This is a genomic window from Pandoraea iniqua (assembly GCF_902459685.1).
GTDB classification, from domain to species: domain Bacteria; phylum Pseudomonadota; class Gammaproteobacteria; order Burkholderiales; family Burkholderiaceae; genus Pandoraea; species Pandoraea iniqua.
In genome coordinates, this window is record NZ_CABPSF010000010.1 from 84,409 (window position 1) to 105,135 (window position 20,727).

Annotated in this window: 16 protein-coding genes and 1 tRNA gene; 6 read left to right on the forward strand and 11 right to left on the reverse strand. The window is 64.0% G+C overall.

Annotated features, from left to right (window positions below):
• Positions 1 to 46: 46 nt before the first annotated feature.
• The 4 genes from PIN31009_RS25385 (at position 47) to PIN31009_RS28410 (ending at position 6,281) form a co-directional block, all read left to right on the forward strand.
• Positions 47 to 658 carry a glutathione S-transferase N-terminal domain-containing protein gene (locus tag PIN31009_RS25385; RefSeq protein WP_058376312.1) on the forward strand — a complete coding sequence of 204 codons (612 nt, stop codon included), beginning with the start codon at positions 47 to 49 and terminating at the stop codon, positions 656 to 658.
• Between the two features lie 98 nt (positions 659 to 756).
• Complete coding sequence (locus PIN31009_RS25390; protein WP_058376311.1) at positions 757 to 1,218, forward strand: ClpXP protease specificity-enhancing factor; 462 nt, start codon at positions 757 to 759, stop codon at positions 1,216 to 1,218.
• Between the two features lie 125 nt (positions 1,219 to 1,343).
• A tRNA-Thr gene (locus tag PIN31009_RS25395) sits at positions 1,344 to 1,419 on the forward strand.
• A gap of 710 nt (positions 1,420 to 2,129) precedes the next feature.
• Positions 2,130 to 6,281, forward strand: a complete 4,152-nt coding sequence (locus PIN31009_RS28410) for an autotransporter outer membrane beta-barrel domain-containing protein (protein ID WP_174997390.1) — start codon at positions 2,130 to 2,132, stop codon at positions 6,279 to 6,281.
• 123 nt (positions 6,282 to 6,404) lie between these two features.
• Here the strand turns inward: PIN31009_RS28410 and PIN31009_RS25415 are convergent, their stop codons facing one another.
• The 7 genes from PIN31009_RS25415 to PIN31009_RS25445 form a co-directional block, all read right to left on the reverse strand.
• Positions 6,405 to 7,184, reverse strand: a complete 780-nt coding sequence (locus PIN31009_RS25415) for an HD domain-containing protein (protein WP_217426840.1) — start codon at positions 7,182 to 7,184, stop codon at positions 6,405 to 6,407.
• 31 nt (positions 7,185 to 7,215) lie between these two features.
• Positions 7,216 to 8,706, reverse strand: a complete 1,491-nt coding sequence (locus PIN31009_RS25420; protein ID WP_150791928.1) for an aldehyde dehydrogenase family protein — start codon at positions 8,704 to 8,706, stop codon at positions 7,216 to 7,218.
• A 51-nt stretch (positions 8,707 to 8,757) separates the two neighbouring features.
• Positions 8,758 to 9,735 (reverse strand): PDR/VanB family oxidoreductase, encoded by a 978-nt coding sequence (locus PIN31009_RS25425; protein WP_150791929.1) that lies wholly within the window; start codon positions 9,733 to 9,735, stop codon positions 8,758 to 8,760.
• A 24-nt stretch (positions 9,736 to 9,759) separates the two neighbouring features.
• Positions 9,760 to 10,779 (reverse strand): amidohydrolase family protein, encoded by a 1,020-nt coding sequence (locus tag PIN31009_RS25430; protein WP_150791930.1) that lies wholly within the window; start codon positions 10,777 to 10,779, stop codon positions 9,760 to 9,762.
• A 79-nt stretch (positions 10,780 to 10,858) separates the two neighbouring features.
• Positions 10,859 to 12,136, reverse strand: a complete 1,278-nt coding sequence (locus tag PIN31009_RS25435; RefSeq protein ID WP_150686644.1) for a Rieske 2Fe-2S domain-containing protein — start codon at positions 12,134 to 12,136, stop codon at positions 10,859 to 10,861.
• Between the two features lie 63 nt (positions 12,137 to 12,199).
• Complete coding sequence (locus tag PIN31009_RS25440) at positions 12,200 to 13,222, reverse strand: DODA-type extradiol aromatic ring-opening family dioxygenase (protein ID WP_150686643.1); 1,023 nt, start codon at positions 13,220 to 13,222, stop codon at positions 12,200 to 12,202.
• A complete protein-coding gene (locus tag PIN31009_RS25445; protein WP_150791931.1) occupies positions 13,215 to 14,621 on the reverse strand; it encodes an aromatic ring-hydroxylating oxygenase subunit alpha in 1,407 nt (468 codons plus the stop codon). The genes PIN31009_RS25440 and PIN31009_RS25445 overlap by 8 nt, the downstream gene beginning before the upstream one ends.
• 381 nt (positions 14,622 to 15,002) lie before the next feature.
• Here PIN31009_RS25445 and PIN31009_RS25450 point away from each other — a divergent pair, with 381 nt between their 5' ends.
• Together PIN31009_RS25450 and PIN31009_RS25455 are read left to right on the forward strand one after the other, a co-directional pair.
• Entirely contained in the window at positions 15,003 to 16,154 is a 1,152-nt protein-coding gene (locus tag PIN31009_RS25450) for a CobW family GTP-binding protein (protein ID WP_174997392.1), read from the forward strand.
• Between the two features lie 49 nt (positions 16,155 to 16,203).
• Positions 16,204 to 16,953, forward strand: a complete 750-nt coding sequence (locus PIN31009_RS25455) for a FadR/GntR family transcriptional regulator (protein WP_058376300.1) — start codon at positions 16,204 to 16,206, stop codon at positions 16,951 to 16,953.
• A 164-nt stretch (positions 16,954 to 17,117) separates the two neighbouring features.
• On the opposite strand, the gene PIN31009_RS25460 is transcribed toward PIN31009_RS25455, so the two are convergent.
• The 4 genes from PIN31009_RS25460 to PIN31009_RS25475 all read right to left on the reverse strand — a co-directional run bounded on the left by PIN31009_RS25460 (position 17,118) and on the right by PIN31009_RS25475 (position 20,409).
• Entirely contained in the window at positions 17,118 to 17,855 is a 738-nt protein-coding gene (locus PIN31009_RS25460; protein ID WP_150791933.1) for an RraA family protein, read from the reverse strand.
• An 11-nt stretch (positions 17,856 to 17,866) separates the two neighbouring features.
• Complete coding sequence (locus tag PIN31009_RS25465) at positions 17,867 to 18,529, reverse strand: RraA family protein (RefSeq protein ID WP_150791934.1); 663 nt, start codon at positions 18,527 to 18,529, stop codon at positions 17,867 to 17,869.
• A 106-nt stretch (positions 18,530 to 18,635) separates the two neighbouring features.
• Complete coding sequence (locus PIN31009_RS25470; protein WP_150791935.1) at positions 18,636 to 19,316, reverse strand: RraA family protein; 681 nt, start codon at positions 19,314 to 19,316, stop codon at positions 18,636 to 18,638.
• A 70-nt stretch (positions 19,317 to 19,386) separates the two neighbouring features.
• Entirely contained in the window at positions 19,387 to 20,409 is a 1,023-nt protein-coding gene (locus tag PIN31009_RS25475; RefSeq protein ID WP_150791936.1) for a DODA-type extradiol aromatic ring-opening family dioxygenase, read from the reverse strand.
• Between the last annotated feature and the right edge of the window lie 318 nt (positions 20,410 to 20,727).

Consider the following 20,727-nt stretch of genomic DNA (forward strand, 5'->3'; position numbering starts at 1 on the left):
GTCGGTTTCCCACCCCGGCCCCGTTGGTTTTTAAGGAAGACGCGCTATGATGGTTTTGTACTCGGGCACGACCTGCCCCTTCTCCCAGCGTTGCCGGCTGGTTCTGTTCGAAAAAGGCATGGATTTTGAGATCCGTGACGTCGACCTGTTCAACAAGCCGGAAGACATTGCGGTGATGAACCCGTACGGTCAGGTGCCGATTCTTGTTGAACGCGACCTGATTCTGTACGAATCGAACATCATCAATGAGTACATTGACGAGCGTTTCCCGCATCCGCAGTTGATGCCGGCGGACCCGGTGCAGCGTGCGCGTGCGCGCCTGTTCCTGTTCAACTTCGAGAAAGAGTTGTTCGTGCATGTGAGCACGCTTGAGAACGACAAGGGCCGTGCGGCCGAGAAGGCCCATCAGGCCGCTCGCCAATCGATTCGTGATCGTCTGACGCAGCTTGCACCGATCTTCTTGAAGAACAAGTACATGCTGGGCGAAGAATTCTCGATGCTCGACGTGGCGATTGCGCCGCTGCTGTGGCGTCTGGACCACTACGGCATTGAGTTGTCGAAGAATGCTGCCCCGTTGATGAAGTATGCCGAGCGTATTTTCAGCCGTCCGGCGTACATTGAAGCGCTGACGCCGTCCGAAAAGGTCATGCGTCGTTAATACGGCGTTATTACGTCGCGAATGCGTCGATACCCCGCTGGCGCGGGCCGGCCTGTCGAAGTTGGCGGGCTGGCTGGCCAAGGGGGACGAAATGTCTTATGCCTCCTGAAACGTCTACCAAGCCCTATTTACTGCGCGCGCTGTACGAGTGGTGTACCGATAACGGGTACACGCCGTATCTGGCCGTGCATGTCGATGCCAAGACACGAGTTCCGCGCGAGTTTGTGAAAGATGGCGAGATCGTGCTGAACATCAGCTTCGATGCCACGAGCGGGCTCCAGATGGGCAACGACTGGATTGAATTCAGCGCCCGCTTCGGCGGCATCTCGCAGAAGGTTGAGGTGCAGGTCCCGAACGTGCTGGCGATTTATGCCCGCGAGAATGGTCAGGGAATGGCCTTCCCGGTCGACAAGCAGGCACAGGCGGATGCGGGACCGGAGTTGGAGTCGGTACCGTCGTCGCCGGAGTCTGACGAAGACGATCCGGAACCGCCGCGTCCGGGCGGTAACGGCGCGGCTGGCAGCAATGCCCCGCGTGGACACCTGAAGGTCGTGAAGTAATTCGCAGCGTCGTGTGCGGATGGGGGCGGCTCCTTGAGCGGTTCCCCAAACGGGCGCAGTTGTGAGGAATTTTGCACTGACAGGTAGTCGCAATAGCCAATGAATCGGTTACAATGTGCGACTTCGCCGGCTTAGCTCATCTGGTAGAGCAGTTGATTTGTAATCATCAGGTGGCGGGTTCGAGTCCTGCAGCCGGCACCAAACAAGCAAGGCCCACATGTTCGCATGTGGGCCTTTTGCTTTTGCGGTCATCGAAAATTGGTTCGTCAACATCGCGTGGCTTAAACCGCGATTAATCGATCGCTGGGTGCGCTTCGCCGATCTCCATTCCCTACATCGATCCTGCATCTCTCATTCGCATCGAATGATGATGAGGCATCGTTCGAAATATTTTCACCGCCATTTAATTCCGAACGACATTCGAAATTGTTGTGATGAATAACTGTTCGGACTACAGAGCGACCCATATGCCAACCCGCCAGTTTTGAGAGGGAGGGCCCTGTAGGCATCGTCCTACATGCCCGCGATCATCTCAATGCCCTGATGATTCAGATCGAATATCGGCCGCTACTTTTACCTCAGAGTATTGGAATTAAAGCCTTCCAATCACTGGAATATTAAGGGAATCGTTCAAAGCGAAAAACAAATTCGGACTACATCCGAGTGTTTGTATATGAATGAAATGACGTATCGGTAAGGGAATGAAATTTGGTAGACTTTTTTCTCCAAACTACGTTGGAGGCCGAACCGATATGTCGTATCGCATTGACCGCACCGAACGTAAAGATTCCCCCACTGCTATCGCACGCGCGGTCCGAATGCGGATGAGTGTGGCACCCGGCAAATCCCTCTCGCATCAATCCTCTCCTTCCGCATGGCTCGCATCCCCCGCGTCCCCAGTACGCACCGCAATGGCGGCCGCGCTCAGCGCCGCTGCGCTGGTCACCTTCCCGATGTCGCAAGCGTTTGCCGCCGGCGGCACCGGTGGTTGCACCGCTGCGCCGGGTGTCACTTGCGCAGGCGGTAGCGCCGGAGCACCCAACGGTGGCGCCGGCACTGACGCCAGCAATACCAACGGCACCGGCGGCAACGGCGGCGGCGGCGGCAGTGTGGATGGCACGGGCGCCGCAGGCAGTGGCGGCAATGGCGGCGCGGGTGGCACCGGTGGTGGCGGTGGTGGCAATGGTGACGCAGGTCAGGCGGGCTCCGGCGTACCCGGGCTTTCGGGTGGCACCGGCGGTACCGGTGGCACCGGCGGAGCGACAAACGTCACCGGCGCACTCGGCAATGGCGCTGGCGGCGGTGGTGGCGGCGCGGGCGGGGTCGGTATCGAGCTCCCCGGCGGACAAACCAACAGCGGCGCGATCGCGGGCGGACGCGGCGGTAACGGCGGCGGCGGTGGCGGCACCGACAGCACGGGTACCGGTGGCGGCGGCAATGGCGGCGGCGGCGGTGCAGGCGGCGTCGGGGTGCAACTCACCACCAGCCAACAGTCCACCAACACCGGCACGGTGGTCGGCGGTCAGGGCGGTAACGGCGGTGGCGGCGGCAGCTTTGGCAACACGACCTCTGCAGGCACCGGCAACGGCACCAATTTCATTGCAGGTAACGGCGGCGCAGGCGGCTCAGGGGGCGATGCCGTCGTTTCGGCACAAGGCGGCACGTTCGTGAACGGTACCTCAGGCGTTGTCACTGGCGGTGCCGGTGGCAACGGTGGCGGCAGCGGATCCGTCAGTGCCAGCGGCGCAGTCGTCCCCTACGGCGGACGGGGTGGCGACGCGGGCGTGGGCGGCAATGGGGCAACCCTTTCCGGCGGCAGTACCGTAACCAACAGCGGCATGATTACCGGCGGCAACGGTGGCAACGGGGAAAACGGCGGCTCCGCACTCGCTGCGGGTGCACTAGCGGTTTCCGGCAACGGCGGGCTCGGTGGCGCGGGCGGCGTCGGCGTGCTCATCGACGGTAGCGGCAGACTCAACAACCAGACGACCGGCACGATTGTCGGCGGTAACGGCGGCACGGGCGGCGGCGGGAGCGCACAAAGCGCGACCTTCGTCGGTGGTACCGGCACCGGCACCGTTACCGGTGGTGTCGGCGCCGACGGCGGGCAGGGCGGCGACGGTGTCCGGCTCAACGGCGGCGGCGTCGTGACGAACGCCGGCACCATTCTCGGTGGCGTGGGCAATCGCGGCGGCGGCGCTGGCAACAGTACCGGGACCGGTGTGGGCGGTGAGGCGGCGGCCGGCGGCAACGGGGTCAGCCTCGTGGGCGCCGGAACGGTCACCAACGCGTCGACCGGTGTCATCAAGGGCGGTCAAGGCGGTGACGACAGTGCGGGCGGTGGCGGCGGCGGTGGCGTGGGCGGCGACGGCATTTCCCTCAGCGGCAATGGAACTGTCGGCAATTCCGGTGTCGTCACCGGTGGCGACGGCGGCAATGGCGGGAACGGCGCCAACACGACCGGTGGCCATGGCGACGTGGGCGGTGCGGGGGTGCGCGTCGCCGGGACCGGGACGGTGACCAACGCCAGCACCGGCAAGATTACCGGTGGCGATGGCGGTACCGGCGGCGGCGGCGGAAACGCCACGTCGGCGGGCGGCGCAGGCGGTGGCGGCGGTGCCGGGGTGGTGGTTACCGCCGGCGGCTCCATGAATAACGCCGGCACGATTACCGGCGGTATCGGCAACCGGGGCGGTGGCGGCGGCGCCAATAGTGTCGGCGGTGCGGGCGGCGCAGGCGGCGCAGGGGTCTTGGTGACCAACAACGGCGGCACCATCACGAACACGGGCTCGATCAGCGGCGGCGCCGGTGGGGCAGGCGGAACCGGCGGTACGGCGGGTGCAGCAGGCGCAGGCGGTATCGGTATTCAGGGCCAGAACGTCGCTGTGATCAATAGCGGCGCTATCGCGGGCGGCACCGGCGCAGATGGCACCGTCGCCGACGCGATCCAATTCAATGCCGGCACCAATTCGCTCGAACTGCGCGCCGGATCTGCCATCACCGGCACCGTCGATGCGAATGTCGGTACCAACACCTTCATCCTTGGCGGGACGGCCAACAGCAGTTTCAATACGTCGTTGATCGGTCCGACAGCCCAATATCAAGGTTTTTCGGCCTTCCACAAGACGGGCACCAGTGTCTGGACACTCACCGGCAGTACCACCGCACTCACGCCGTGGACGCTCTACGCCGGGACACTGGTCGTCAGCCAAGACAGCAGCCTAGGTGCCCCCGGCGGCGCGCTCACGTTCAACGGCGGTACGTTGCAACTCGGGGCCAGTTTCAATCTCGCTGCCGGCCGCGCCGTCGCACTCGATACCGCGGGCGGCACGATCGATACCAACGGGTTCAACTCGACGATCACGCAGGGTATCACCGGCACTGGCGCACTGACCAAGATCGGCGCCGGGTCGCTCGTGCTCAACGGCAACAGCACCTACACGGGCGCAACAAACATCAACGCCGGGGTGCTGGCCGTGGGCGATCCCGCGTCCTCGGGGGCAGCGCTGTCCGGTGGCGGCGCTGTTACGGTGGCCAGTGGCGCAACGCTGGGCGGCTACGGCAGCGTCACCGGTGCCGTGCAGAACACGGGCACCGTCGCGGTCGCCAACGCCACGCCGGGCTTCGCCTCCGGTGCCACGGGCAACCTGACGGTCAACGGCACGTTCACCAACGCCGCACTGCTTCAGTTGGCAGGCCCGGGTGTCGGCAACACGTTGACCGTGGCAGGCAACTACGTCGGCCAGCAAGCGACCGCATCGCTTCGCACGCAACTGGGCACCGACAATTCGCCGACTGACAAGATCATCATCAATGGCGGAACGGCGACCGGCAGCACCACGCTGAAGATCGCCAACGCGGGTGGCACGGGTGGGCAAACCACCGGTGACGGTATTCAGGTCGTGCAGACGGTGAACGGGGCGTCAACAGCGGGCTCGGCATTTACTGGCGGCACGGCGAATGCAGGCGCTTATACCTACTACCTGTACCGCGGTGGCATTACCCCCGGTACGCAAGACAACTGGTACCTGCGCTCGACCACGCTCGACCCGACGCGCCCGCCGATCGACCCGATCGTGCCCGTCCCGCCCGTCGATCCCGAAACTCCGCTGTATCGAACCGAAGTCCCGGTCTACTCGCAGATTTCGGCGTTGGCGCGCGAGATCGCCGTGCAGCAGATCGGCACGTTCCACGATCGCATGGGCGGGCAAGACCTGCTCGATGAAAACGGCAAGTGGGGCGGCGGCTGGGGCCGCGTGTGGGGCGATCACATGTCTCAAGACCACACCGGCACGGTCAATCAGTCGTTCAGTGGCACGATCTTCGGGTTGCAAGTCGGGCAGGACGTCTATTCGAACACGACCGATAGCGGCTACCGCGATCACGCCGGTCTCTTCTTCGGTTTCGCCCGAGGCAGTGGCGACGTGAAGGGTTTCGCATTGGCCACGCAGGATCTGGCCGCCGGCAGCCTCGCCATCAACTCGTACAGCCTTGGCGCCTACTGGACACGTATCGCACCGAGCGGTTGGTATGTCGATACCGTGTTGATGGGCTCGACCATGTCGGTGAATCCGTCGTCGCTGCAAGGCAATACCGCTACGACGCGGGCGAATGCGTTCACGGCGTCGCTGGAAGGCGGGGTGCCGTTGCCGCTGCCGTACGGCTTGTCGCTTGAACCGCAAGCCCAGTTGATCTATCAGTACACGCACATCAACGATCTGACCGACCCCGCAGCAACGGTGTCGTTCAAGAGCGCGAACGAACTGATCGGGCGGCTCGGTTTGCGACTTCAGACGCAGTTTCAGGCGAACGGCATCAACTGGAAGCCGTATTTGCGTCTGGACGTGTTGCGCTACTTCGGCGGCACCGACACTGTGAACTTCTCCGACACCACCAAGATCGATTCGTCGGTCGGATCGACGCAAGGGCACGTGGGCGCTGGCGTCTACGCGAAGCTGAATCAACGCGTCAGTCTCTACCTGACGGGCGGTTACTGGTTCAATCTGGGCGGCTCGCACCGGAGCACGGCGGAAGGCAATGCCGGAGTGCGTCTGAGCTGGTAACGCACGCTGGTCGAAAAAGGGGGAAGCGATCTTCACGCATCCCCCTTTTGTATTTTCACAGCCGACGGTGGATCGGGGCTGCGGGCGGCACCTTCTCTGAGACCGTACCGCCCCCGTCAGCCATCACAAAAACTTCGTCGGCCAGATAATAGTCCGCCACATATGCGCGGACGGTGAACCGTCAAAACCAAGTCCTTCCTTCGGCTGCTTGAAATGCCGCCCGATGATGTCGATAAACGGATCCCAGCTTACCTGCGCGTTCGGGTCGAACGAGTAGATATCGTTCAGCGTGATCAGCCGGCTCGTCATGTACCACTTGTGATTGCGGGCGTACTCCCAGTCGGCCTTGACGTAGTCCTCCGGCTCATAATCCCCGCCAAAGTACCGGATATAGGCCTCGGGGTAGTCGTAACCCACCGACGCATCGGGGAAGAAGCGCAGCGCCTGATGGTAGCGAATGGCCCAACTGACTTCCTCGTCGACGTAAGGGGCAAGCAACTGCGCCCCCCAGTACCCGTGATCGGCGCGAATGAAACCCGACACGCTGATGTCATGCAACAAACACGCGAGAATCGTCTTCTCGTCGTGCCCGGCCTTGAGCGCGTGCGTTGCGCTTTGCAGCAGGTGGTTCGCCGGTGCAAAGCGGTGACGGAAGAAGTCGAGCAACGTGGGCCGCTCCGGCATTGGCTGAAGGCGCGGATCGTCGCCCATCAGAAAATGCCGCGGATCGGGCTTGCCGCCGGGCGGCGGCATGATCGGTGCCGTCGGGTCACGATCGCCCGAGGTGAAAATCACCGAGCGAACGATCTTGCAGTCCAGCTCCTCGATCATCCGATGTTCCAGCGCATCGGCGCGCGCCGACAGACTCATGCCGGTGTGACCCGGCGTATTCGTGGTGGACATGTCGTCTCTCCTGAACGATTCGTTGGCGCACTCAGCGCTGCATAGCGTTGATCGGCGCTGCTGCCTGCGCGGCGGAGGCAGGTGTCTTGGGAGCCATCGGTGCCATCGGCGGCAGGATCGGCACACTCACTGCCCGCGTCTCGGTGTAATTCTTCAGACCCTGCGCACCATACTCGCGACCGATGCCCGACTCCTTGGTGCCGCCGAACGGCACGTCGTATTCCACGCCCACGTGGTGATTGATCCACGCCGTCCCCACTTCGAGCCGTTGTGCAATCTCTCGCGCCCGCGCAGGATCCGCACTCCAGACCGAGCCCGACAAGCCGAACCGCGTGTTGTTGGCACGCCGCACCACATCATCCACATCGCTGAACCGGATCACCGGCAGCACCGGTCCGAACGGCTCCTCATCCACAAGCCGCGTTCCCTCGGCGATATCGGCCACGATGGTCGGTGCAATGAAATACCCCGGGCGCGGCAACGCTTCGCCGCCGCACAAAATGCGCGCGTTTTGCTGCCGCGTGTCCTCAATAAGCGCCAGCACACGCTCGTACTGCATGCGGTTCTGCACAGGCCCCATCAACACACCTTCTTCAAAACCTTCACCAACCTTCACCCGGCGAGCGATCTCCACCAGCGCATCGCACACAGCGTCGTACACCTTCTCGTGGACATACAAACGCTTGATGGCCATGCATATCTGACCGCTGTTGCCGAACGATGCCCAGAACAGGCGCGGTGCGAGGGCCTTCACATCGACGTCGTCGAGCACGATGGCCGCATCGTTGCCGCCAAGCTCCAGCGTCACGCGCTTGAGCGTGCTGGCCGCACTCGCCATGACCCGCTTGCCGGTCGCGACCGACCCGGTGAAAGAGATCTTGTCGATGCCGGGATGCTCGGTCATCCACGCGCCCAGATCGTTGCCCCCGGCGATGACGTTCACCACGCCGGGCGGGAAATGCTCGCGTGCGATCTCTCCAATGAGCAGTGTCGTGAGCGGCGTGTACGGCGAGGGCTTCAGCACGATGGTGTTGCCCGTGTAGAGCGACTGCGTGATCTTCGGCAGCGCGAGCAACACGGGCACATTCCACGGGGTGATCGCGCCGACCACACCGAGCGGGTGGTACTGCAACTCGACGTGACCGCGCTCGTTGTCACGCAACAACTCCGGCTTCAGTTCGATCGCCAGCAGGCCTTCCAGATTGGCGAATGCGCGACCCAGTTCGTCCTGTGCCCGCGCGAACGGCTTGCCTTGCTCGCGGGTGAGCAGCGTGGCGATTTCGGTACTGCGCGCGCGCAGCGCCTCGGCAAAACCACGCAGCATGTCGCGGCGCTCAACCGGAGTTGTCTCGCGCCACGTGTCGAATGCGCGGCGCGCGGCAGCCACCGCGCGATCCAGTTGATCGCGAGACGCATCGGGACACGCGGCGAACGGCGCGCCGGTCCCGGGATTGATGACGTCGAACGAGGCGTCGCTCGATTCGCCGCGACCGTCGATGGTATGAGTGAAACCGCTTTGCATGTCGTCTCCTCCAGCGTCCTGTGCCGGACGCATTGATAGTGATAGGCGTTGCTACAGATCGAGCACCAGCCGGTCGCCTCGGCAACCGGAGCAGCAGATCATGACGGTGCGGCCGCTGGCCCGTTCGTCCTGACTCAACACGAGGTCACGATGCTCGGGCGTGCCTTCGAGTACCGCAACTTCGCACGTCCCGCAAACGCCTTCGCGACAAGAATACGGGGCGTCCACGCCGGCGTCGAGCAACGCATCGAGCATCGTTTGTCCCGGCTTGACCACGACGATCTTCCCGCTTTTCGCGAGCACCACGTCGTATTGGCCAGCGGAACCTTCAGGTGCACCGACGCCTGCGAAATACTCCACATGTCCGTGGCAATCCCTGCGACGTGCCACTTCCGCCTCGAACGCCTTCAACATCGGCGACGGCCCGCAGCAGTACAGGTGCGTGCCGGCAGACACTTCATTGATGAGCCGGCCGAGATCGAGCGAACCTTGTCCCGGCGCGCGATCAAAGTGCCATTCGACACGCCCGTGTGCGAAAGCAGCGCTTTCCAGATGTTCTGCGAACGCTGCCGTCTCGCGGGAGCGCGCACAGTAATGCAGCGTCCAAGGGCGCTGCATCGCTTCGAGACGGGCGGCCATCGACAACAACGGCGTGACGCCGATGCCGCCCGCCACGAGCACGGTGTGCCCGGTGCGTGCCGCCGTCTCGTCGAGCGGGAAGTGATTGCGCGGCGCACTGATCCTGAGCGCCCCGCCTTCGTGCAGGTGCTCGTGCACGAAAGCAGAGCCGCCACGGCTCGCCGCATCCCGGTTCACGCCGATGACATAGCGATGCTGTTCGCCCGGATCGTTGAGCAGCGAATAGCATCGCGACAGCCCGTCGCGCAGAAACAACTCGATATGCGCCCCGGCGGTGAACGGTGGCAGCGCACTGTCGTCGGGTGCCCGCAGTTCGAAGACGGCAACGGCGGCCGTCTCCTGCGCGCGTCGCACGACGTTGACGATCAGCGTGTCGGTGAAGTCGGACATGTTCATAGCGTCGTGCGCAGCCGGTTATGCCGCGACCTTGGCGGGCAGACGGAAGACGTGACGCGCGTTGTCTTCATAGATCTTGCGGCGGTCGTCTGCGCTCAACCAGTCGAGCTTGTCGATGAGCGAGCGCACGTCGTCCATCGAGCGGCCGGTGGCGGGATTGACGGCCGAGCCGACGCCCGGGCATTCCGTGCCGAACAGACAACGATCGACACCCACCGTCTTGATCAGCAACGACAGTGCCTCTTCGGTGTACAGCACCGTGTCGAAGTACAGATTGCGCAGACGCTCCGAAAAACGCTGACCGTTCGGGCGGCGCAGCGTCGGCGCATCGAAGCGGCCGATCTGGTACGGCACCGCACCCCCCCCATGGCTCACCACGATCTTCAGGTTCGGGAAGTCCTTGAAGACGTCGGAGTTCACGAGACCGAAGACCGCAATCGTCTCTTCGTTGATGAAGTGCAGCGAATACGGCACGCGCTCGGAGCGCGACCCGGTACCGTGGATGTGCGCAGGCACATCGAGCTCGCACAACTTCTCGTACAGCGGATACCAGTAGCGATCGCCCAGCGGCGGCGCTTCGGCGACACCGTTCTCAAACGGATCGGGATTGAGCAGACAGCCTGCAAAGCCCAGTTCGTTGATGCAACGTTCCAGCTCGGGCAGCGCCTGTTCGATGGGATCGCCGGCCGTTTGCGGCAGCCCCGCCACGCCGGCGAAGGTCTGCGGGAACAGTTGCGTCTGGCGATAGATGATGTTGTTGCACTCTTCGGTGAACCAGTGCACCAGCTTCGATGGCTTCTCCGACTGCATCAGTTGGAACGGGCGCGGCGAGACCAGTTGCAGGTCGGTGCCGTGGTCGCGGATGTAGTCGAGGTGACCCTTCGGCCACGTCTCCGCACGATTGGCGGCGGCGCGGATCTCGTCGTCGGAGACGTTGATGCGTCCGCGTCCATGCGAGCCGCGGCTCGCCAGCAGACTGGCCTTGTAGGCCCACAATTCGGTCGGTGCGCTTACGTGTGCGTGGCAATCGATGATCATGCTGAACTCCGGTGTCAGGTTTGAGACTGGGTTGCGATGGAACAGAGATAAAAAGGGGAAGGTGTTGCGCAGTGCGCCGTCACGACGCCTGCGCCGGTGCGCCGCGCAGCAGTGCTGCCGCGCCGTCGAGTACGGGAATGTCTTGCGGCAGCAGCATCGACGCAGGCCGAACGTTGTAGCGCGCCCCGTCGTTCGCACAGGCAGGCACCTGCCCTTGTGAGAGATCGCGTGCGAGACCCAGCATCAACCGGCGAAAGCGCACGATGCCGCGATCGGACGCCCCAAGACGCTCCTGCGACCGGTCCACGATGGGCCCCATGCTTTCCTGCACGGCGGCATCCTGATTCGGAATGCCTTCGATGCCGGTGAAGTTGGACGTGCGCTGGCGTGCCCGGTCGATGCGGTAGTCGTTGCTCCGATGCAGCAGTGGTTGATAGCCCTCGTCGACCGGTCCCCAGAAGCCCTCGCGACCGCCGCGAAACGCAATCTCCTCGTCGCGATAAGCACGCGCGGGGCTTGCGCTGAAAGACCACGTCCACGTGGTTTCGTCGTCGATGGGCACCCACGCGTGGCCGTCGTACGGCTCTTGGCTCGACTCAGCGAAGTTGCCCACGGGCGGAATCATCGTGTAGCAAGGCAGCAGGAATTGCGTGACACGCCAGTAGTACGTGCCGGGTTCCGCATGACGGCGAGCAGCGATCACGAGCCCGTGCCCGGCGTCGCTCACTTCGAAGACCGGGTGCCGGTCGGACGCGTGATAGCGATTGCCCGGCGTGCCAGCGGCTGATTCGGTGCGGCTGTGCAGAAACGAAATGTGGCTCGAATCGATACCGCCTTCGACGGCCTGCGCCCAGTTGCACGACTGCAACCGCTTGGTCGCCGTGTGTTGACGCTCGGGCAGCCGCGACCATTCGAAGTCCGGCAGCGCGGGCACCGATTCGCGCGGTCCCATGTACACCCACACCACCCCGTTGCGCTCGGCCGTGAGATACGCCTTGATGCGAACGTTGTGCGTTTGCGGATTTTCATGCGGCTCGGACGGCATCTCCACACACTGTCCGTTCACATCGAACTTCCAGCCGTGATAGACGCAACGCAAGCCGCAATCTTCGTTACGGCCGAAGAAGAGTCCGGCGCGGCGGTGCGCGCAGTAGGCATCCACAATGCCCACGCGGCCTTCTGTATCGCGAAACGCGACGAGGTCTTCGCACAACAAGCGCAAACGCACGGGGGCGCCGTCACGCTCGCCGATCTCCGCAGAGAGCAGCGCGGGCAGCCAGAAGCGGCGGAACAGTTCGCCCATGGGCGTACCGGGTCCCACCCGGGTGAGAGTTTCGTTGTCTTGCGTGGAAAGCATGCCTGCCTCCTTGCAGGTGGGGCCGGCGCGTCACCCTCTGCGGGGTGTGCGCGGCGGCTGGCCTCAGTCGGCCGGATGCCAGAGCACGAAGCCCATGGCGTTGCCCGTGCCGGCCGCCGAGCGGTAACACGGTACGTAGTCGACCAGTTGCATCGTCATCGCTTCGGCATTGGCCGCTGCAATGACCGGCAACCAGTTCTTCACTTCCGAGGTGCCCGACTGAAGCAGCGCCTCGTCGATCCCGCGCAGATACGCGTTATCGCCCCGCGCCATCGCGTCGAGCAAGGCGCGGTCGAATGCTTCGTCGATGACGAAGTGACTCAACCCGCCGGAGGCGATCAATGCAACGCGAACGTCGTGCGGCCATGCGTTCAGCGCATCGCGCAGGGCCAGTCCGAGGTCAACGCAACGGGTGGCGCGCGGCTGGTTGGGCGGATAGAAGGTGTTGAGCATGATCGGCACGTGCGGCGGCACGCGGCCCTGCATCACCCGTTGATAGACGAAGCCAAAGGCGTGCGGCATGCCGGTCGGACCGTCGTTGCCGCGCTGCGGGACTTCGGTCGAGAGCGTGATGTCGTGCCCCCGGTCGGTAAATGCCGTCGCGAGATGCCGCGCGAGCGGGGCATGCGCTGGGTATTCGGTGCGTGCCCCCGGCTTGATGGCCGCCGAGGAGATCGAGATGCCGGGCGGCATCTTCGCCAGACGCGCCTCGCTCACCGGTTCGTCGAAAACCGACTCGCCGCCGTAGAGCCACAATGCAGGCGTGATTGCCGGTCCGAAGACTTCGCGCTGATCGTTACCGACGATCACGACGATGTCGGGGGCCGCGTCTGCCAATGCCTGCGAGAGGACTTCGAGTGCCGCGGCACAGCGTGCCGCGTGCGCCTCGCGCGCCGGGAGCGTGACTTGGGCTTCGAGGCCCTCGCTGGCCCGCAGCGTCATCAGTGCGTCGAAGCTGTGGGTTTGCCCGCGAAACGGATGGGCTGGCTCGGCGCGGTCGGCGCGGACGCGCAGATCCCAGTCGGCGGGCGGCGTGGAGAGCATTGGCCCGTGAGACGTCCCCATGGCCAGCACGATCTTAGTCATGGCGCTCGTCCCGAATCGGATGGATCGGGTACGACTGCCGGACTGACTCGCGTGAAATGTGGGTCTGGCCGGTCTGGCTGCGTTGGCTGGGTTCGCTGGGTGCGTCTGTCAGGTCGGCATCGACCACGTTGCCCTGCGCGTCTACGCGTACGCCCATCGCGTCGTGGAACGCGTGCTTGATGGCTTCGGGCTGCCCGGCCTGAAAGGCGTATTCCTTGAGGTGTTTGCCGATGATCGGATGCGCCTTGAGCTCGTCACGCGTCAGCCCATCGACAAACAGACGGCGCGCGGCGACCGGCAGTTCGATGCACGCGTTCTTGGCGTCGTCGCGCACCAGCCCTTTCGGATCGCGGCCCTGCGCAACGGCGTCGAGTTCATCGAAAAAGTGTCGGCGCAACATCGCGATACCCCGGTCGCTCGCCCCGAGATTCTCCTGCGTGCGGTCGGCGATGCGTCCCTGTCCGACCCACGCGACGAAGTCCTGATTCATCACGTGACTGGAGATCCACTGCCCGGTAGCCTCGTCTTTGACCGGGCCGTACCACGCGGGGATTTTCTCCTGCACGTACGGCTCGCGCTCGCGTGGCACGCGGTTGAAAGCCCAAGTGATCGACAGTGTGTTCTCGTCGTCGATGGGCACGCGCCATTCGAAGTGATCGCCCAGACAGAACACGTTCGGCCACAGCGCCAGACGGCCCACCGCCCACAACGGGTGCTTCTCGTCGGTGTCTTCGCGAACGCGCTTGTAGATCAGGCCGTACTCGAATTCCTCGAAGCCGAGCTTCGTGTGCGTCGGGGAGTAGGGGCCGGTATCGCCGCGCAGCCGGACGCTCCAGTTTGAATGCATCCACTCGAAGTGCACCGGGTCGATGGAGTTTTCCTGACACTGGAACCAGTTGCAGGGCACTTCCGAAATGACGACCTGACGGAAACCATTCGCCCACGTGAACGGCTCCCACGTCGGCACGAGCGGCGCCGGCAGCGGCCCCATGTAGGCCCAGATCATGCCGGCCTTGACCTGCACCGGATACGACTTGATCTTGATGCGGTCTTTCAGGCGCACCTGCGGATTGGCAATGTCTTCATACGGCTGCTCGGTGCACTGGCCTTTCTCGTCGTACAGCCAGCCGTGATAGTTGCAGCGCAGACCGCACTTTTCCACGAATCCATAGGCCAGATCGGCGCGACGGTGAGGACATTGACGATCCACCAGCCCGTAGTTGCCCGACAGATCCTTATAGAGCACGAGGTCTTCACCGAACAGACGCGCCGGCCGCACTGAAATCTCGTCGAACTCGCTCTCGGCCCCAATCGGATGCCAGTAACGCCGCAGCAAATCGCCCATCGGCGTGCCGGGCCCGACCTGCGTCAACAACTGGTTTTTTGCCTCGCTGAGCATGGATGTCTCCGTCCGTTTTTTGTGGGATGCGCACCGCTTTCAACAGTGCATTTGCGCATACTGTATGCGTGTTTATTTGGCGTGTCAACGCCCTTTGTCGTGCGACTTGCCATCCCTTGGCGGCCTTCGATGTCCGTGTAATCGCCCCGCAGTTTCCCTGCGGTTTCCCGCTAATGTCGTGGAAACCCGCGAATTTAGGCGGTTTCGCCTATTGACGGGATACGATTACAAACATACTGTATGCGCATTATACTTCGATGCGTACACCGCTTGATCAGCGTCAAGGTCTCTCGGCGGGACGTACTCTACGCTGCGACGACCATGTTCCGAACCGCCGATTTTCTGCCCGATCCGTCCTCTCCACTGCCCATCGAATCGACCATGTCAGCCACCGACGCCCGCTTGCCGGTCACGCTCCTCACGGGTTTTCTCGGCAGCGGCAAGACCACCCTGTTGCGGTCGTTACTCGCGCACCCCGGCATGGGCGACACGGCCGTGATCGTCAACGAGTTCGGGGAAGTGGGGCTGGACCATCTGCTCGTCGAGACACTCGATGCGCACACGGTGCTGTTGGATAGTGGCTGCGTGTGCTGCGCCGTTCGCGACGATCTGAGCGAGACGCTGCTGTCGCTGCATACGCAGTTGCTCGGTGGCGAGATCACACCGTTTTCGCGCGTCGTGATCGAGACCAGCGGTCTGGCCGATCCGAGCGCCGTGGTGGCGACACTGCTGCGTGACCCCGCGCTGTCACGACGCTTCGTGCTCGATGCGGTCATCGTCACGGTGGACGCTGTGCATTCGATGTCGCAGCTTGCACAACAACCGGAAGCGCTGCGTCAGGTGCTGCTCGCCGACCGGTTGCTCATCACCAAGGCCGACCTTGTCGACGACGACGCACTCGACGCGCTTCGTGCGGCGCTGGCCCGGCAAAATCCGGCGGCATCCCAGCATTTGTGCGAGCACGGCCGCATCGCACCGTCGGACGTGCTTGGCCTCGGCATGCATGCGGCAGACAACGTCGCGGACGTGACGCTGCGCTGGCACGACGCGCCTGCGCACACGCGGTCGCCGCGCTATCGATCCGTGTGTAATTCCCACGGCACCGCCGCGTGCACCGACTGCGTTCCGCTAACGTTGCTGCCCGGCGAGGGCGTCGGCGCCCCGCATCGCGCCGACGTCACCGCGCATTGCATCACGCTGGAGACGCCCCTCGATTGGGACGTGTTGAGCAGTTGGCTTGGCGCTGTCGTCTTTCATCACGGCAATGAATTGCTGCGTTTGAAGGGATTGGTCGATGTGGCGGGTGAAGCCGGCCCCGTGGTCGTACACGGTGTGCAGCACTGCCTGCATCCTCCCGAGACTCTGCCGGCGTGGCCCGGGCGTGCCGATGGTGCCGATGGTGGCCGTGCTGCCCATGCTGCCTATGCAGCCGCTAATACCGAACGATGCTCACGCTTCGTCTTCATCATGCGCAACGTGCCGCGCGAGGCCCTGCTGGCGCACCTGACCGAAGCGCAGCGCGTACCGACCTAGGCTATGCGCAATGTAGTATCTTGTTGCCGACAAAACGACCAGGAATCCCATGCCACGCGAAAAAGCAGAAACACCCGTCTGGAAACTCGGCCGCGCCGAATCGACCGCCATGCGCGTCGAACGTCAGATCAAGGAGGCATTGCTCGACGGGCACTTCGCTCCGGGTGATTTCCTCGGCTCCGAAAACGACCTCGCCACGCAGTTCGGCGTGAGCCGTCTGCCGATTCGCGAAGCGCTGGGCCGCTTGCAGGCGCTGGGTGTCGTCGATATCCGCACGGGGGCCGGTGGCGGCGCACGTATCGCCCAAGGCAATCCGTCGCTCTTCTCCGAAGCGCTGGCGATTCAGCTCAAGCTCGTGGGCATGTCGGCCGAAGAGATCTTCGATGCGCAGTTCACGATAGAGGTCGCGGTCGCCGCACTGGCCGCTCAGGCAGCGACGGCAGAAGACATCGAAGCGCTGGAGCTGGCACTGGAGAATGCGCAGGCGCTGGTGGGCACGCAACACGAGTTCACGCAGGCATCGATGGCGTTTCGTAACGCGGTGGCGCATGCGTCGCACAACCACTTTCTCGAAGCGATGATGCAGGCGATCGTGCACGTGCTATATCGCTCGCTCACGCCGTACACCACCGAGACGGTGGCCAAAGGCGTGATCAAGCGCCACCGCGAACTGCTCAATGCGATTCGCGCGCGCAACGATGAGGCCGCACGTCAGGTCGTCTCGCAGAACCTCACGGTGCTGCGCGAGAAGTATCTCGCCGCGCGCGATGCGGCCACCAAGGCTGCTGCCAAGCGCTGACATTTTGCGGCGCCGGCAAAAAAGAAACCGCGTCCCCCGACGCGGTTTGCAAAAAGCCGGCCCACCCCCAAGCGGACCAGCACTGCCTGTTAGCGGGCGCAGCAGTCATCGAGTACAGACCGCTGCCCGCTGCCTTCATTACGGCATCAGCCGCATCAGCGGTATCAACGATTCCAGCCGTAGATGTCCAGCGACGCTTCACCGGCCTCTAGCCGGCGAATGATGTCTGCCTCCTTCGCCTCGCGCTCATGGGCGTGGCTCACCACCGCCTCGAGCGAGCCCTGCGGCAACGCCACGACACCGTCGGCATCGCCCACGACGACGTCGCCCGGCGCAATGACGATGTCCTCGATGCGCACCGGGTAGCCGATCCACCCCCGCGCATCGAAGTCTTTGCCCGTCCCGCGTATGCATAAGCCGCGCGCAAAGACGGGGAAGCCGAAGCGCTCCAGAATCGCGCCATCGCGCACGCATCCGTCGATCACAAGGCCGCCGAGCTTGCGTGCTCGGCCCATGGTCGACATCACTTCCCCCCAATAGCCGGCGTCGTAATGTCCGGCGACACGCACCACCAGCACATCGCCGGGGCTGGCCAAGGCCAGCGCACGATGCAGCCAGAGGTTGTCGGCGGGCGGGGCATCCACGGTCAGTGCCGGGCCGCATACCCGAAACGATGGGGCCATCGGTTTGATCGCGGCGGGCAGGGCGCCAATCTTGCCCGCCGCCTCGTGAAGCGTGGCGACCGGCAACGCGGCCACACTCGCCACCAGCGCCGGATCCGGCCGCGCGAAATCGAGATTGACCGTCGACAGACGGGCGAACGGAAATTGCGACGTGAGTGGCGTAGTTGACGTTAGTGACGTTAGTGAAGTTAGCGACGTCCCGCGCGAAGTGGTGTCCATGCGTCGTCTCCTTAACGTTGGCGCGTTTGCAACTGGTGATAGCCCAGTTCCTTGCGGGCATCGTCCAGACGCTTGCCGCCACGCACCGCCTCGCGAATGTGGCGTTCCGCGGCGTCGATCGCTTCTGCTGCATCGAGTACGGCCGCTTCATGCGCCTGCGGGATCACAATCACGCCGTCGGCATCGCCGCGCAGGATGTCGCCGGGATGCACGCGCGCGTTGCCGATATTGACCGCGACGCCCACCGCTTCGACCTGCACGCGGTCCTTGCCGGTGCGCATCCAGTTGCCCCGGCTGAAGATCGGATAACCGAGTTCGAACGCGAGCGAGACATCGCGGCAGATGCCGTCGATGACCGTGCCCGCGATGCCGCGCCGATGGGCGATTTCCGTGAGGATGTCGCCCCACACGGTGCAGTCCTCGCGGCCGCCGTTGTCGAGCACGAGCACCGTGCCCGCCGGGATGTCGTCGATGTAGTCGCCGACGGTGCCCGGGGGCGTGCTGGCCGGACCGTACTGCAATGTGTACGCGCGGCCGGCCATGCGATAACGGCTGTCACGTGCTTTGACCTGATGGCATTGACCGGCGATGCCGAGCCGGTCGAGCGCGTCGCTCAGTGTTGCTGTGTCGAGTGCCGCCGCGCGTGCGACGTTGGTGTCTTGCGGTTGCGTCATGTGGTGTCTCCTGAAGGGGTATCGGGTGCGGCGAGCGGCCGGCGGCTTATGCGGTGACTTATGCGACAACGTTTGCGCTGACTAATGCGACGACTAATGCGACGACTTACGCCGCGGTGTCCCGCAGCATGTGTTCGTAGTTCGCCCCCATCACTTCGGTGACGGGGTGGCCGGCCAGCAGTGCCTTGGCCATGGCCGCCTCGCGCAGCGCAATCTGTTCTGCGACGTCGAGCACGCGATCGATCTCGGCCGCGCTCACGAAGACCACGGCGCTGTTGTCGGCGATCACATAGTCGCCGGCGGCGACGTCGAAACCGTCCACATTGATCGGAATGTTGGTGCCGGCTTCCGCCACGCGCGAGCGGGCAGTGCGTGCGGTCAGCGCGCGGCAGAACACTGGCAGGTCGTAGTCGCGGGCTTCGTCGATATCGCGCACGGGACCATCGGCAACGACACCCGCGATGCCGCGCTGTACGGCAGCGAGCGAGAGGATGCCGCCCCAACTGCCTGCGTCGATCCCCGTGCGTTGCTCGACGACGATCACGTCGTCGGGGCCCGCCAGCATGACGGCCGTGGTGCCGAGATGACGCGGCGCGCCGGTCGTGGCGGGGGCATCGGCAGCGGCAACGAGTTTCACGGTGACGGCACGCCCGGCGATGCGTCGCGCGCCCGATCGTTGCGGCAGGTGACTGACGGTGCTGGGCAGCCCGAGCTTGTCGAGGGCATCCGAGACAGCGCAGGCATCGAGTTTGCGCAGTCGTGAGACGGTGTCTGAAGTGGCGTTCATGGCGTGTCCTTGCCAGATTGTGTGAGGGTCGAAAGTCGGGCGGCCTGCTGCATGTGGCGTGCAGCGTGTGTCATGCCGGTGCCCAGTAAGCGAATGCCATCGCGTTGCCCGTCCCCGCCTCGGTGCGATAGCACGGCACGTAGTCGACGAGCGTCATGTGCCAGTCGATGTCGTGCATCGCGGCAGCCAGCGGGTACCAGCTCTTGATCTCTGCGGTGTTGCCGTTGAAGTACGACTCGGGAATGTCGGCCAGCGCGGTCTCGTCGCGCGCGGCGAAAGCATTCAGCACGCGTTTGTCGAGGGCTTCGTCGATGACGAAATGCGTCATGCCACCGGAGGCGAGCACCGCCACGCGCATGTCGCTGGGCAAACGCTCGATGGCGGCGCGTAGCGCATGACCGAGCGCCAGACACCGCGCCGCGCGCGGCTGGTTGGGCGCCACGCCCACGTTCAGGAAAATCGGCACGCTCGGCGGTGGCAGGTCGCGCATGATGCGCCGGTAGAGAAATCCGAAGGCATGGGGAATGCCGTGCTGGCGATCCTCTCCGCCGGGCAGGCGCACCGATCGCGCGACATCGAAGTGCGCGTCGCACAGCGACCGGATCAGTGCATCGGCCACCCCGGGCGATCCGGGATACGTGGCGCCTTGCGGCGGGCAGTGCCCCGCTTCGGCCACGGCGACGCCCGGTGGCAGGCGCGCGACTTGTGCTTCAGTGAGGGGAATGTTCTCGATGCGCTCGCCCGCATAGACCGTGATCGATGGCGTCAGATCGTCTTTGAAGACTTCGCGCTGATCGTTGCCCAGCAGAATCACCACGTCGGGCCGCGCCACGGCAAATCGGTCGGCGAGCGTATCGAGCGCACGCTGACAGGCGTCGAAGCGCATCTGCTTTGCGTCGGGCGTGATGGCGTCGGCAAACTGCGGGGACTCAGCGGCGCGGGCGATCAGCAGCGCGTCGTAGGGCATTGCCTCGCCCCGGAACCAGTGTTGTGCATTCTTGCGATCTGCCCCGGCGCGCAAGTGCCACATATCAGGCGGGGTCGCGAGCATCGGCCCGTGCGAACACCCCATCGCGAAAACGATGCGTGCCATCAGTGCGCCTCCCGATACGGCACCGGTGCCTCGCACCGGCGAACGACGCTTGCTTGTCTCATGTGTGTCTCCTCGATGGCGGCACGCACAGGAAAAGCGCGATGCCAATCACGCTGAATGTGTATTACTGTATGCGTGTTTTGGCAAAGAATAGGCGGGTTGTATTTCGGTTGTCAACGGCCCGCAGCGTTTTTTTCGTCATGTTTGACACTGCTCATAACAGGCATATAGTATGCGTGTTAGGCTGCGCCGAATTGCGGGCAGGTACCGTTTCACGAGCCGCAAGCCGCGAGTCGCGCACAGCACTCACTACGATAA

Coding starts and splice junctions, on each gene's coding strand:
- PIN31009_RS25385 (WP_058376312.1), top strand. CDS start 47: ATGATGGTTTTGTACTCGGGCACGACCTGCCCCTTCTCCCAGCGTTGC.
- PIN31009_RS25390 (WP_058376311.1), top strand. CDS start 757: ATGCCTCCTGAAACGTCTACCAAGCCCTATTTACTGCGCGCGCTGTAC.
- PIN31009_RS28410 (WP_174997390.1), top strand. CDS start 2,130: ATGGCGGCCGCGCTCAGCGCCGCTGCGCTGGTCACCTTCCCGATGTCG.
- PIN31009_RS25415 (WP_217426840.1), bottom strand. CDS start 7,184: ATGTCCACCACGAATACGCCGGGTCACACCGGCATGAGTCTGTCGGCG.
- PIN31009_RS25420 (WP_150791928.1), bottom strand. CDS start 8,706: ATGCAAAGCGGTTTCACTCATACCATCGACGGTCGCGGCGAATCGAGC.
- PIN31009_RS25425 (WP_150791929.1), bottom strand. CDS start 9,735: ATGTCCGACTTCACCGACACGCTGATCGTCAACGTCGTGCGACGCGCG.
- PIN31009_RS25430 (WP_150791930.1), bottom strand. CDS start 10,779: ATGATCATCGATTGCCACGCACACGTAAGCGCACCGACCGAATTGTGG.
- PIN31009_RS25435 (WP_150686644.1), bottom strand. CDS start 12,136: ATGCTTTCCACGCAAGACAACGAAACTCTCACCCGGGTGGGACCCGGT.
- PIN31009_RS25440 (WP_150686643.1), bottom strand. CDS start 13,222: ATGACTAAGATCGTGCTGGCCATGGGGACGTCTCACGGGCCAATGCTC.
- PIN31009_RS25445 (WP_150791931.1), bottom strand. CDS start 14,621: ATGCTCAGCGAGGCAAAAAACCAGTTGTTGACGCAGGTCGGGCCCGGC.
- PIN31009_RS25450 (WP_174997392.1), top strand. CDS start 15,003: ATGTCAGCCACCGACGCCCGCTTGCCGGTCACGCTCCTCACGGGTTTT.
- PIN31009_RS25455 (WP_058376300.1), top strand. CDS start 16,204: ATGCCACGCGAAAAAGCAGAAACACCCGTCTGGAAACTCGGCCGCGCC.
- PIN31009_RS25460 (WP_150791933.1), bottom strand. CDS start 17,855: ATGGACACCACTTCGCGCGGGACGTCGCTAACTTCACTAACGTCACTA.
- PIN31009_RS25465 (WP_150791934.1), bottom strand. CDS start 18,529: ATGACGCAACCGCAAGACACCAACGTCGCACGCGCGGCGGCACTCGAC.
- PIN31009_RS25470 (WP_150791935.1), bottom strand. CDS start 19,316: ATGAACGCCACTTCAGACACCGTCTCACGACTGCGCAAACTCGATGCC.
- PIN31009_RS25475 (WP_150791936.1), bottom strand. CDS start 20,409: ATGGCACGCATCGTTTTCGCGATGGGGTGTTCGCACGGGCCGATGCTC.